The sequence below is a fragment of the Gordonia marina genome (assembly GCF_052036135.1).
GTDB lineage: Bacteria > Actinomycetota > Actinomycetes > Mycobacteriales > Mycobacteriaceae > Gordonia.
The window spans coordinates 65,355-77,124 of sequence record NZ_JBPSDN010000019.1 but is presented as its reverse complement, the minus strand read 5'-3'; the positions used below and the strand labels follow the sequence as shown (position 1 = coordinate 77,124).

The following is an 11,770-nucleotide window of genomic DNA, read 5'->3' as shown; positions in this document are numbered from 1 at the left end:
CCGACCGCGATCTCCGTCCGGTCCGCCACCGTCAACATCATCCGTCCCAGCCCCACCCAGGGTCTCCTACCGCGCTACCCGCAACCCCTCGTGGCCTGCAGTGTTGCTACGACGGTATGACACCGCCCACCCATCCACGACGTGACGCCGGCCTGGTCGCCGCGTGGCGTCAGCAGCAGGCGCGCGGTCATGTCGGCGCGTTCGATGGACCGGCCGAGCAGCAGATAGCTGTAGCCGTCGTCGTGGCTGAGCGTGGCATCGGTCAGCCCGGCGAACATCGCGGCGCGGCCCTTGATATGAGTGAGGAAGTCGTGCGGGCCGAGCCGCCGCGCCCGTCGTTCGGCGTCCCCGAGGCCCATGTAGGTGGCGTTGAGGCACTCCCACATCTCGCTGGAGATCACCTCCCGGGCACCGCGGGCGTTCTCCCGGGCGGCGTGCAGGATACCGGCGATGGAGTCCGGTGCGAGACGGTCGTAGGCCACCCGATCGGCCAGCGTCCACACCGAATGCGGGCCGTCGCCCGGGTCGATGCCGAGCACGGTCAGGAGATGGCTCACCATCGCGTCGGTGTCGACCGTCGGGTCTTCGAGGAGTTGCTGGACGGACACGTCCAGGATCCGGGCCGTGTCGTCGGCGCGTTCCACATAGCGTCCGATCCAGAACAGGGAGTCGGCGTTCCGCGCGAGCATCATCGTTCCCCTCCGAGCACCCAGGTGTCCTTGGACCCGCCGCCCTGCGACGAGTTCACCACCAGCGAGCCCTTGGTCAGCGCGACCCGGGTGAGGCCGCCGGGGAGTACCCAGATCGATTCGCCGTCGTTCACGGCGAAGGGCCGCAGATCCACGTGGCGGGGCTCCACGTCGTCGCCGATGATGGTCGGATTGGTCGACAGCGAGACCATCGGCTGGGCGATCCATCCGCGCGGGTTGGCCAGGATCTTGGCGGCGAGTTCGTCGAGCTCGGTGCGGGTCGCGCGGGGACCGAACACGATCCCGTAGCCGCCGCTGCCCTCGACCGGCTTCACCACCAGCTCGCCGAGCCGGCTGATCACCTCGGCGCACTCGTCCGGCAGCCAGCAGCGCAGCGTCTCGACGTTGTCGAGCAGCGGCTCCTCATCCAGGTAGTAGCGGATGATCTCCGGTACGTAGGTGTAGATCAGCTTGTCGTCGGCGACGCCGTTGCCGACCGCGCTGGAGATCACCACGTTGCCCGCCCGGGCGGCGTTGACCAGTCCCGCGACGCCGAGCATGGAATCCGGCCGGAACTGCATCGGGTCCAGGAACTCGTCGTCGATGCGGCGGTAGATCACGTCCACGCGGGTCTCGCCGTCGGTGGTGCGCAGGTAGACCACGTTGTCGCGGCAGAACAGGTCACGGCCTTCGACCAGTTCCACGCCCATCTGGCGGGCGAGCAGCGAGTGCTCGAAGTACGCGGAGTTGGCCACACCGGGCGTCAGCACGACGACGGTCGGCTCGCTGACACCCGACGGTGCGGCGCTGCGTAGCGCGCGCAGCAGATGCCGCGGATAGTCGCGCACCGCGCGGACCCGATGCGCGGCGAAGAGGTCGGGGAAGACCCGGGCCATGGTCCGCCGGTTCTCGATCACGTACGACACCCCGGACGGCGAACGCACATTGTCTTCCAGGACCCGGAACTCGCCGTTCTCGTCACGGATCAAGTCGATCCCGGCGACATGGATGCGCACCCCGTTGGGCGGGCGGATCCCCGCGGCCTGCCGGTGGAAGTGCTCACACGAGTTGATCAGCCGGCGCGGGATCACGCCGTCGGACAGGATCTGCTGTTCGCCGTAGACGTCGTCGAGGAACATCTCCAGCGCCCGGACGCGCTGTGCGATACCGGCTTCCAGGCGGGTCCACTCGGCGGCGCTGATCACCCGGGGCACCGGGTCGAGCGGGAACGGGCGCTCCTTCCCGGAGAGGGAGAAGGTGACGCCCTGGTCGATGAAGGCCCGGCCGAGGGCCTCGAGCCGGGCGCTCAGGTCGGCCGGTTCGATCTCCGACAGGGCGGTCGCGATACCGCGGTACGACGGCCGGACGGTGCCGTCGGGGCGGAACATCTCATCGAGTGCCGACTGATCGATGCCGCCGGCGTAGTGGGCGAAGGCGGCCGCGGAGGTCGGGGTGGGCAGCGCGTTCATAGCGAGAATCGTGCCGCTGCCAACGGCGCGCTGTGTGATCGGAATGTGTCGTCGACGTTGCACCAGCGGCGCGATGTTAAATCCGCGTTCTCGTCGATCGCGGGTCGTAGGCTGCGCCGCCGTCCGAGTGCGGCGAGCCCCCTGGGGCGAGGAGCGTCGAAGCCCCGGGCCTTGTCGAGCCGCCGGAAGACGACAGCGCGCCCCGCGGAGTTCGCGGGGCGCGCCGAGATCGTCGTTCTCAGTGCGACACTAGATGACGCCCAGGGCGACCATGGCGTCGGCCACCTTGGTGAAGCCGGCGACGTTCGCGCCGACCACGTAGTCGCCGGGAGCGTCGTACTCCGCGGCGGTGGCCAGGCAGTTGTCGTGCAGGGCGCCCATGATGCCGCGCAGCCGCTCCTCGGCGTACTCGAAGCTCCACGAGTCGCGCGAGGCGTTCTGCTGCATCTCCAGGGCGCTGGTCGCCACACCACCGGCGTTGGCGGCCTTGCCCGGGGCGAAGGCGACGCCCGCACCCTGCAGGATCTTGATCGCGTCCGGGGTGGTGGGCATGTTGGCGCCCTCGGCGACGGCCAGGCAGCCGTTCTTCACGAGCGCGGCGGCGTCGTCGGCGTCGAGCTCGTTCTGGGTGGCGCACGGCAGGGCGATGTCGGCCGGGACGTGCCACAGGCTGCCCTCGGTGCCGAGAGTGGCGCCGTTTCCGCGCAGTTCCACGTATTCGCTCAGGCGGGCACGCCGGACCTCTTTGACCTCCTTGAGGATGCCGAGGTCGATGCCCTTCTCGTCGATCACGTAGCCGGACGAATCCGAGCAGCCGATCACCGTGCCGCCGAGCTGGTGGACCTTCTCGATCGCGTAGGTCGCGACATTGCCCGAGCCGGAGACCAGGACCTTCTTGCCCTCGAAGCTGTCGCCCTTGGCGCCGAGCATGTCGGAGGCGAAGAAGACGGTGCCGTAGCCGGTGGCCTCCGGACGGACCTGCGACCCGCCCCACGACAGGCCCTTGCCGGTGAGCACACCCGACTCGTAGCGGTTGGTGATGCGCTTGTACTGGCCGAACAGGTAACCGATCTCGCGGCCGCCGACGCCGATGTCACCGGCGGGGACGTCGGTGTACTCGCCGATGTGGCGGTAGAGCTCGGTCATGAAGCTCTGGCAGAAACGCATGATCTCCAGGTCGGACCGGCCCTTCGGGTCGAAGTCCGAGCCGCCCTTGCCGCCGCCGATGGGCAGGCCGGTGAGGGAGTTCTTGAAGATCTGCTCGAAGCCGAGGAACTTCACGATCGAGAGATTGACCGACGGGTGGAAACGCAGGCCGCCCTTGTACGGGCCGAGTGCCGAGTTGAATTCGACGCGGAAACCGCGGTTGATCTGCAGCTTGCCGGCGTCGTCGACCCACGGCACCCGGAAGATGATCTGCCGCTCCGGCTCGCACATGCGAGTGAGTACGTCGAGGTACTCCGGGTGGCGGTCGACGACCGGGGTCAGCGACTCGAAGACCTCTTCGACGGCCTGGTGGAACTCGGGCTCGCCCGGGTTCCGGCGGATCACGACGTCGTACACGTCCTGGAGGGGCCCACTGAATTCACTCACGGTTGCAACTCCTTCGCCGCTCCATTGCGGCAGTTCGCCTCCGGCCCGGGACGTCGTCGCGCCCGGTCCGGCCGGTTTGTTCCGCTTGAACTGTATCGGCGTTAGGTTCGCTCTCCGAAATCGGGACCAGCGAAAAAGGAGGGATGCGCGGCTTGTCCGGATCCATCGGTCCGGCGCCGCGGCGGCGCGAGTGGGGCGCCGTCCGGGTGATCCGGCCGTCCGCCGGCCCGCGGGTCAGAAGCCGTCAGGCTGGATGGCGACGGTCTGCGACCGGCTCGCGGCGTAGTGCGACACGCTGAGCTGCAGGGAGACGACGGCCGACGCGACGCCGACCACGGCGAGCGCGATCGCCGGGGCCCAGAAATCGCGCGGACTCGCGCCGGTCACCGGATCGACGGCGGCCAGGATGCCGAGCGCCACCGCGCCGAGCAGCGTGAGGGCGGCGACGGCGGCCAGCGCGACGCTCCAGGTGCCGGCCCGCCGGTAGATGTCGTCGCCGACGAACGAGGCGGGTCGTTCGCCGTGGTACTCCCGGCGCCAGAGGTGCAGGTCGGCGACCACGCCGACGTGCTCCCAGCCGAGGTTCTCGCGGAACGTGTAGTAGTCGATCGGCGCGGGGTTGGCGCGGCGGTCCACGACGTACCGGACGGTGGCGGGCTCGGCGTCGTCGAAGTGCAGACGCAGCGGGCTGAGGCCGTCGATCCCGGCGACGTGCCGACCGCGGGCGGCCTGGCGCTCCAGGTAGAGCTCGAACGAATCGGGGGACAGGTGGCGGACGGGTGCCAGCCAGGCGGTCGTAGTCATCGGAGTACCTCCTGCATCCGGGGTGGAACAGACGTCCCTATCTGTTCCATCCTGCGAGCGGGCGGAGCCGGAAGGCAAGGCTACTGAGACGTAACGTAACGAACGTCTCAGCGCCGGATCGGCTGTGGCGGAGGAGATTTCGGGCGGCGGCGCCCGACGGCCCCCGGAAACGGATCGGTCCGCGCCGATCCGCCGGTCACCGGGTGCCGCGCGAACTAAGGTCGGTGAGCATGAGCGGCGACGGCACCCTGGTCACAGCGAGCGCGATCGTGGCGGGTGCGAGCGTCCTGCGGCCGGGCTGGCTGCGGTCCCGCGACGGCCGGATCACCGGACTCGGGGCGGGGGAACCGCCGTCGCACGACGGCCCGCGGCTCGACTTCCCCGGCGGCACCGTGGTGCCCGGATTCGTCGATCTGCACGTGCACGGGGGCGGCGGCGCGTCGTACACGGACGGGCTCGCCGACGAGGTCGAGACGGCAGCGGCCTTCCACCGCCGGCACGGCACCACCACGACCATCACCAGCACGGTGAGCGCCAAACCCGACGACCTGCTGGCGATCGTCGCGCGGCTCGCCGACCTGGTGGAGGCCGGGATCAGCGCGGGCATCCACCTGGAGGGTCCGTGGATCAGCGCCGATCGCTGCGGCGCCCACGACCCGGAGGCCCTGCGGGCGCCCGAGCCGGCGGAGATCGACCGGGTGCTGGCGGCCGGCCGCGGCACCATCGCGATGGTCACCCTGGCGCCCGAGCTGCCGGGCGGCATGGCGGCGGTCGCCCGGTTCGCCGACGCCGGCGTGCTGGTGGCCGTCGGTCACACGGAGGCGACGTACGACCAGGCGCGCGAGGCCATCGACCGCGGTGCCCGGGTGGCCACCCACCTCTTCAACGCGATGGCCCCCCTCGGCCACCGGGAGCCGGGCCCGGCGCTCGCCCTGCTGGAAGACCCCCGAGTCCTGGTCGAACTGATCGGCGACGGCGTCCACCTGCACCCGGCCCTGGTCCGCGACCTGCAACAGGCCGTCGGCTACCGGCGCGTCGCGCTGGTCACCGACGCGATGGCCGCCGCCGGGATGGCCGACGGCGCCTACCGGCTCGGCTCGCTCGACGTGGACGTCGTCGACGCGGTGGCGCGGCTGCGGCACGGCGGTGCGATCGCCGGGAGCACCGCGAACATGGAACTGCTCTTCCGGCGGGGCGCGGAGAGTCTGACCGGGGACGACGGACTGCCGGATGCCGCGCTGGTGGGCCTCACCGAGATGACCGCGGGCAATCAGGCGCGGGCGCTGCGCCGCCCCGACATCGGGGTCCTGGAGGTGGGGCGCCGCGCCGACTTCGTCGTCGTCGACGACGCCTTTGCGGTGGTCCACGTGCATTGCGAGCGGTGACCGCTTTCGCCGGAGTCACCCGCGCGAATGCGGCCGGGTTGCTGGGCATCGGCGTCGGCGCGGGTCACAATGGGGCAGGTCGACCCTCGACCGACCGCCCGAGACACACCGAAAAAGGGGTAGCGATGAGTCCGAAGAGCCGCACCGAGAGCGTGATCAAGCGACTGGAGAAGGAGATCCGCCGCGTCAGCGACGAGGTGGTGGCGCTCCGGGACCAGATGACCGGGCGGGGCAAGGACAAGTCCGCCGCGGCGTCGACGAAGACGAAGACGGAGCCGGCCAAGGTCGTCGAGAAGAAGCCGGCCGCCGAGAAGAAGGCCGCCGTCGCCAAGCCGGCCGCCGCCGAGAAGCCCGCGGCCAAGAAGGCCGCCGACACCAAGGCCGCGGCCAAGCCCGCCGCTAAGCAGGCGGAGAAGAAGCCCGCTCCGGCGAAGACCGCCGCGAAGCCGGCCGCCGAGAAGAAGCCCGCCGCGGCCGAGAAGAAGGCACCGGCGAAGAAGTCCGCTCCTGCCGAGAAGCCGGCTCCCGCGAAGAAGCCGGCCGCCAAGGCCAAGACCGTCGCCGAGCTGCGCGCCGAAGCCAAGGCCAAGGGCGTCAAGGGCTACTCCACCATGAAGAAGGCCGAGCTGATCGCCGCGCTCGCCTGATTCTCCTGCCGGAAGGGGGCCGGTGAGCCATCGGATCCTGCGCGCACTGACCCCGCCGGCCCTGCGGGGCTATCGGCCCGCCTGGCTGCGTGCCGATCTCTTCGCGGGCATCGCGCTGGCCGCCGTCGCCATTCCGGAGGCGATGGGATACAGCTCCATCGCGCAGGTCCCGGTCAGCGCCGGCCTGTACGCGATGATCGTGCCGACCATCGCGTTCGCGCTGATCGGGTCGTCGAAGATGATGGTGGTCGGCGCCGATTCGGCCACCGCCGCGCTGCTCGCCTCGGGCATCGCCGGCCTGTCGATCGCCGGGCTGGCCCCGTTCACCGCCGATTGGCTGGGCTGGGCCGGACTGATCGCGGTGGCCACCGGGCTGATGCTGCTCATCGCCCGGCTGCTGCGACTGGGTTTCCTCGGCGACTTCCTGTCGCCGGCGGTACAGGTCGGTTTCCTCGCCGGGGTCGGTTTCCTGGTGCTCACCGAGCAGCTCCCGGGCATGCTCGGCATCAGCCACACCGAGGCGGAGAATCCGAACGTGCTGGTCAAGTGGTGGCACGTGCTGACCTCGCTCGGCGAGATCAACTGGTGGTCACTGGGTTTCGCGCTGGCTACCCTCGTCGCGATCGTCGGGGTGCGGCTGTCACCGCGCAAGCTGCCGGTTCCGGTGCCGATCGTGATGGTGATCGTGTCGATCGCGGTGTGCTGGGCGTGCGGCTGGGACCGCCGCGTCGGCGTCGTCGGTGACTTCGGCGGGAAACTGCCGACGGTCTCCCTGCCGACCGATCAGTTGCTGGCCCGGCTGCCGCTGGTGATGACCATCGCCTTCGGCTGCATGCTGGTGATCCTGGCGCAGAGCGCGGCGACCGCCCGGAGCTTCGCGCAGCAGTCCGGCGACGTGGTCGACGTCAACCGCGACATCCTCGGCCTGTCCGCGGCCAATCTGACGGCCGGCTTCACCGGCGCCTTCGTGGTCAACGGCAGCCCCACCAAGACCGCCATCGTCAAACAGGAGCACGGGCGCACCCAGGTGACCAACCTGGTGATGGCGGCGGTGGTGCTGATCGCCACGGTCGCCCTCAATGTGCCGCTCGCACATCTGCCCAAGGCGGTGATCGCGGCGATCGTCTTCGTGGTCGGGATCGACCTGATCGACGTGACCGCGTTCGGCCGGATCTGGTGGATCCGGCGCATCGAATTCGTCATCGCGGTGGTCACCGCGGTCACGGTGATCTGGTTCGGCGTGCTGACCGGCATCATCAGCGCGATGGTGCTCTCGCTGCTGCAGATCATCCACCGCCAGTACCGGCCGGAGCGGTTCGTCGTCGGGGTCGGGAAGGGTGGCCGCCGGGTGTACGAGAGCGCGCGGCCCGGCCACCAGACCATGCCCGGCCTGATCGTCTTCCGGTACGACGCCGACCTGTTCTACGCGAACATCGGACGGTTCTCGGACAGCGTGATGCGGCTGGTCAAGGGGGCGCCCGATCCGGTGCGGTGGCTGGTGCTCGACTGTTCGGCGATCTCCGACGTCGACTACTCCGCCGCTCACGAGCTGAAGCACCTGATCGACTTCCTGCACGGGCTGCACGCGAAACTGATCCTCGCCGGCGTCACCCCGGAGCTGACCGAGTCGCTGCGGACGGCCCGGCTGATCGAGGACTTCGAGCCACACCGCCTGTATCCGACCGTCGGCGACGCGATCCGCGCCTACCGCAAGGAGTACGGGTACAAGAAGGACGGCACGCGCAAGAAGCACGCGGGCGTCGACGTCGTCGCACGCCGGACCCACCACCGGCAGCCGGTGTCAGTAGGCGGGAACGAGGGCCCGGGGGTCGTCGTTGCTGACGATGTCCACCCCGAGGGGAAGGAGCGAGACCGGCACCATCTTGAAGCTCGCGATGCCCAGCGGGATGCCGATGACGGTCAAGCACAGCGCGAGCCCGGTGGTGATGTGGCCGATGGCCAGCCAGATACCGGCGACGATCACCCAGATCACGTTGCCGATCAGTGACGGCGTTCCGGCGCTCGGATTCCGCACGACGGTCCGCCCGAACGGCCACAGCGCGTAGTTGGCGATCCGGAACGACGCGATCCCGAACGGGATGGTCACGATGAAGATGAAGCACACGATGCCGGCCAGCGCGTAACCCAGCGCCATCCAGAAGCCGCACAGCACCAGCCAGAGGATGTTCAGGATCGTCTTCACGGGTCCATTGTGCGCCAGGATGAGCGGGTCGTGAGCGGTTAAGGTTGGCCCATGACGAACAGACCCGGGCGCGAGGCTCTGTGGTCGGCACTGGCGACGCCCGTACTGGTCGTGCGCTTTCTGGCGACCCTCGCGACCATCGCCTTCGTGCTGCTGTGGCTGATCGCCGCGGTCCGGGACACCCTGCTCAACGGCTGGCTGTGGTGGGCGCTGGGCTCCGTCGCCCTGCTGCTGGTCAGCACCTACCTGTACAGCGTGCTCCGGGTGCGCTACCCGTCGAACCACGACCGCTGGGAACCCTGACCCCGGCGCAGGCTTTCCCCAGCTCCCGGCTTTCCCCGGACTCCGTCCCCACACCCGGATTCCGTTCGTCCACCTGGATCCCGTTCCCGCACCCGCTCTATTGCGGTGGGTGGTAAGGAAAGCAGGTGGTGGGACGGAATCCGGCTGCGTGCGGAACTCAGAACTGGACGTTCGGGACCTGCGTGTTCCCGGCCGGGGCCTGGTAGAACTCGCGCGCCTTGACTCCGGCCATCGGGGCGAAGAACATCCACGGCAGCGTCTTGACCAGCTGGTTCAGCCGGGAGACCGCGTCGTTGTAGTACTGCCGCGCGAACGACAGCTTGTTCTCGGTCTCGGCCAGCTCGGTCTGCAGCGCCATGAAGTTCGGCGCGGCCTGCAGCTGCGGGTAGTTCTCGGCGACGGCGAACAGCCGGCCCAGTGCGCCGCTCATCTGCGCCTCGGCGGCGGCCTTCGCGGCGACGTCGGATCCCTGTGCGGCCTGTTGCAGGCCGGCCCGGGCGGCGGTGACGGCCTCGAGGACGCCGGCCTCGTGTGAGGCGTAGCCCTTCACGGTGTTGACCAGGTTAGGGATCAGGTCGGCGCGGCGGGTCAGCTGAACGTCGATCCCGCCCATGGCCTCCTCGGCAGCGATGTCGGCCTTGCGCAGCTTGTTGAAGCCCATGATCCCGAAGAGGACCAGCAGGACGATGATGACGACTACGACGATGAGGATGATGACGGCGGTGCTCATGGGAAGTCTCTTCCGGTTCGGGGACTGACTGACATTATGCGTGGTTCCGGGGAGACCGGCGCGGCGTCACCACGACCCGCCGCCTCCGCCGCCGCCTCCGCCACCGGAGAATCCGCCGCCGAAGCCGCCGCCTCCGCCGCTGCTCGACGACGACTGCGACGCGGAGTACGCCGACAGCGAGGAGTTGAGGCTCGACTCGAAGCTGTCGAACGCGGAACCGCCCGCGCCGAAGCCGCCGATGCCGTGCGCGGTGTAGAAGCCGCCGCCGAACCAGACCGGATCGGGCGGTTCCTGGCCGGTGGCGTACCGGTACTTGTCGGCCCAGGCGTCCGCGCAGTCGAAGGCGATGGCGTACGGGATGTAGTCGGTGAACAGGTCCTTGCGGGCGCTGAAGTCGAGTCGTTCCTGGTTGGATCGGGTCGACAGCAGACGCTCGAAGCCGGCCGCCCGCGACCACACCTCGCGGCCCAGCCGGGTGCGGCGGGTGCCGACGCCGGACGTCCAGAGTCCGGCGCCGCCGATCGCGAACCCGGCGAACGGCAGGGCCCAGACGGTGGCGGGCAGGACGCCGAAGATCAGCAGGCCCGCGCCGATCACGAAGGCGACCGCGACCAGCAGGCGCCCGATGTTCTCCGAATTGCTGCTCACCACGGTGCCGCTCGACGCCCCCCAGCCCTTGACCGCGCTCTCCAGCGAGCCCTGGCTGGTCTTCAGCGTCTGGCCGGCGGAGACGGAGCCGTCGGCCAAGAAGGTGCTGCCGGGGGTGCTCAGGCCGAGCGTCGCCAGCAGTGCCTGGTCGGCCGCATCGAGGCGGGCCGTCACCTCGGGGGTGGCCTGCGAGTGCACGGCCCAGTCGCCGCCGTGCCGTTCGAGTTTCACGGCGCCGATCTCGGCGAGGTGGAAGAGCGTCGCCACCAGGGCGCGCTTGGGCATGGCCTCGTTGGCGACGTAGAAGGTCTGCGCCGGGCCGAGGACCTTGCCTGCCTGTTGCGGATCCTCCGGCGGGCCGTACATCACCGGGCGCAGCGGCGGGGTCTCGCGGCTGCGGAGGGTCCACCAGAGGCCGACGCCGAAGGTGAGCGCGGAGATGACGAGCGCGGCGATCAGGCCCGCCACGGACCGGCCGAGGATCGGATCGAAGCGGATCGACCAGGGCAGCATGGTGCGCGACGGCGCCGGGAACGGCAGATCGGCGCGGACCGCGACGCCGGTCATCGGCGGAAGCTCGCCGGTGGTGACCACCCGGGTGTTCGGATCGGGGCTGCTGATGGTGCAGTCGATCCCGCGGTTGGTGGCGCAGGTGAACGACAGCGGTTCGGCGGGCAGGTGGATGGTGCTCTCGGTCTTCTGCATCGTCATCTGCCAGCCGTCGGCGACGACGCGCCAGATGAGCCGCGACGTCGCATCGCTGCCCCAGCTGGAGGTGTCGCCGCGGTGGGCGGCGCTACCGCCGTTCGCGAGGACGCCCGTGATGCGGTATTTGAGCACATAGGTGTGGCTGCCGGGGCTGACCAGGCGGTCGGCGTCGCCGATCTTCGCCACCCGGTAGCGCTTGCCCTGCTCCCAGCTGAGTTCGTACGGGACCGAGGAGCCGTCGAGGCTGATGGAGATGTCGCGCGGCGGGTACCGGACACCGCGGTTGCTGGTGTCGGAGATGTCCCAGAACCGGTAGATGCCGTGCCGGCCGCTCGGGAAGTCGGCGGTGACCTGCTCGGTGGCTTGCAGGTCACCGTTCTTGTCGACGGTGACGTCGGCCCGGTAGTCGGTGATCGTCACCGGGTCGGCCGCGACCGAGCCCGACGACGACGAGAAGTTCACCAGCGGCAGCAGAACCCCGAAGACCGTGAGGATCAGCACCGCCAGCGACAGCAGGACGCGCTTCATGGGTCGATCCTATGGTTCGGTGACGGCCCGGTCGAGGCACTCCGATGTTTGGCACCCAGTGCG

At 69.8% G+C, this 11,770-nt stretch carries 9 protein-coding genes and 2 pseudogenes; 4 read left to right on the top strand and 7 right to left on the bottom strand.

The genetic code is table 11. The features are described 5' to 3' along the window. Positions 1–131: 131 nt before the first annotated feature. The 4 genes and pseudogenes from ACSEEN_RS13435 to ACSEEN_RS13420 form a co-directional block, all read right to left on the bottom strand. Positions 132–692, bottom strand: a pseudogene (locus tag ACSEEN_RS13435) (alpha-E domain-containing protein); the annotation flags it as partial. Next, positions 689–2,158: a circularly permuted type 2 ATP-grasp protein gene (locus ACSEEN_RS13430; protein WP_371308178.1), complete on the bottom strand. Its 1,470-nt coding sequence runs from the start codon at positions 2,156–2,158 to the stop codon at positions 689–691. The pseudogene ACSEEN_RS13435 and the gene ACSEEN_RS13430, both read right to left, overlap by 4 nt. Positions 2,159–2,407: 249 nt before the next feature. Continuing rightward, entirely contained in the window at positions 2,408–3,751 is a 1,344-nt protein-coding gene (gene gdhA / locus ACSEEN_RS13425; protein ID WP_247865659.1) for an NADP-specific glutamate dehydrogenase, read from the bottom strand. Positions 3,752–3,985: 234 nt separating this feature from the next. Next, complete coding sequence (locus ACSEEN_RS13420) at positions 3,986–4,555, bottom strand: DUF2812 domain-containing protein (RefSeq protein WP_247865662.1); 570 nt, start codon at positions 4,553–4,555, stop codon at positions 3,986–3,988. Positions 4,556–4,785: 230 nt separating this feature from the next. On the opposite strand from ACSEEN_RS13420, the gene ACSEEN_RS13415 reads away from it, so the two are divergent. The 3 genes and pseudogenes from ACSEEN_RS13415 to ACSEEN_RS13405 all read left to right on the top strand — a co-directional run. Further along, positions 4,786–5,940 carry an N-acetylglucosamine-6-phosphate deacetylase gene (locus ACSEEN_RS13415; protein ID WP_371308179.1) on the top strand — a complete coding sequence of 385 codons (1,155 nt, stop codon included), beginning with the start codon at positions 4,786–4,788 and terminating at the stop codon, positions 5,938–5,940. Positions 5,941–6,065: 125 nt separating this feature from the next. Then, positions 6,066–6,587: a Rho termination factor N-terminal domain-containing protein gene (locus tag ACSEEN_RS13410; RefSeq protein ID WP_247865664.1), complete on the top strand. Its 522-nt coding sequence runs from the start codon at positions 6,066–6,068 to the stop codon at positions 6,585–6,587. 22 nt (positions 6,588–6,609) lie between these two features. Beyond that, positions 6,610–8,295 (top strand): annotated as a pseudogene (locus ACSEEN_RS13405) (SulP family inorganic anion transporter); the annotation flags it as partial. Positions 8,296–8,388: 93 nt separating this feature from the next. On the opposite strand, the gene ACSEEN_RS13400 reads toward ACSEEN_RS13405, so the two are convergent. Continuing rightward, positions 8,389–8,790 carry a YccF domain-containing protein gene (locus ACSEEN_RS13400; RefSeq protein WP_247865665.1) on the bottom strand — a complete coding sequence of 134 codons (402 nt, stop codon included), beginning with the start codon at positions 8,788–8,790 and terminating at the stop codon, positions 8,389–8,391. Positions 8,791–8,841: 51 nt separating this feature from the next. Between ACSEEN_RS13400 and ACSEEN_RS13395 the strand changes: the two genes are divergently transcribed. Next, positions 8,842–9,093, top strand: a complete 252-nt coding sequence (locus tag ACSEEN_RS13395; RefSeq protein ID WP_247865666.1) for a hypothetical protein — start codon at positions 8,842–8,844, stop codon at positions 9,091–9,093. Between the two features lie 157 nt (positions 9,094–9,250). Here ACSEEN_RS13395 and ACSEEN_RS13390 read toward each other — a convergent pair whose 3' ends face one another. Both ACSEEN_RS13390 and ACSEEN_RS13385 read right to left on the bottom strand, forming a co-directional pair. Continuing rightward, positions 9,251–9,823: a LemA family protein gene (locus ACSEEN_RS13390; RefSeq protein ID WP_247865667.1), complete on the bottom strand. Its 573-nt coding sequence runs from the start codon at positions 9,821–9,823 to the stop codon at positions 9,251–9,253. Positions 9,824–9,889: 66 nt separating this feature from the next. After that, positions 9,890–11,707 (bottom strand): DUF2207 domain-containing protein, encoded by a 1,818-nt coding sequence (locus ACSEEN_RS13385; protein WP_298442308.1) that lies wholly within the window; start codon positions 11,705–11,707, stop codon positions 9,890–9,892. Positions 11,708–11,770: the final 63 nt, after the last annotated feature.

What these genes read in the sequence shown, in the direction of transcription:
- ACSEEN_RS13390 (WP_247865667.1), bottom strand. Translation starts at nt 9,823, where the DNA reads ATGAGCACCGCCGTCATCATCCTCATCGTCGTAGTCGTCATCATCGTC.
- ACSEEN_RS13420 (WP_247865662.1), bottom strand. Translation starts at nt 4,555, where the DNA reads ATGACTACGACCGCCTGGCTGGCACCCGTCCGCCACCTGTCCCCCGAT.
- ACSEEN_RS13415 (WP_371308179.1), top strand. Translation starts at nt 4,786, where the DNA reads ATGAGCGGCGACGGCACCCTGGTCACAGCGAGCGCGATCGTGGCGGGT.
- ACSEEN_RS13430 (WP_371308178.1), bottom strand. Translation starts at nt 2,158, where the DNA reads ATGAACGCGCTGCCCACCCCGACCTCCGCGGCCGCCTTCGCCCACTAC.
- ACSEEN_RS13410 (WP_247865664.1), top strand. Translation starts at nt 6,066, where the DNA reads ATGAGTCCGAAGAGCCGCACCGAGAGCGTGATCAAGCGACTGGAGAAG.
- ACSEEN_RS13385 (WP_298442308.1), bottom strand. Translation starts at nt 11,707, where the DNA reads ATGAAGCGCGTCCTGCTGTCGCTGGCGGTGCTGATCCTCACGGTCTTC.
- ACSEEN_RS13395 (WP_247865666.1), top strand. Translation starts at nt 8,842, where the DNA reads ATGACGAACAGACCCGGGCGCGAGGCTCTGTGGTCGGCACTGGCGACG.